1 pseudogene is annotated in these 239 nt (G+C 71.1%); it reads right to left on the bottom strand.

Annotated features, from left to right (window positions below):
- Nucleotides 1-239, bottom strand: a pseudogene (locus tag KVT45_RS55595) (urocanate hydratase); the annotation flags it as partial.

The following is a 239-nucleotide window of genomic DNA, read 5'->3' as shown; positions in this document are numbered from 1 at the left end:
CTGTCGGCCTTCACGTCCAGGTAGCGGTGCTCGATGCGGCGCTCGATGGCGCGCGGGTCGCAGGCGATACAGATCGCGACGCCGTCGTTCATCGCCACTGCAAGGGGCTGGGCGCCGCCCATGCCGCCGAGGCCGGCGGTGAGGGTGATGGTCCCGGGGAGGGTGCCGTTGAACTTCTTCGCGGCGACGGCGGCGAAGGTCTCGTAGGTGCCCCGGAGGGTGCCCTGGGTGCCCGTGTA

This window comes from Streptomyces sp. GbtcB6 (assembly GCF_019091475.1).
GTDB lineage: Bacteria > Actinomycetota > Actinomycetes > Streptomycetales > Streptomycetaceae > Streptomyces > Streptomyces hyaluromycini.
Note: the sequence above shows the minus strand (reverse complement) of the source record. Positions and strands in the feature narration are given on the sequence as shown.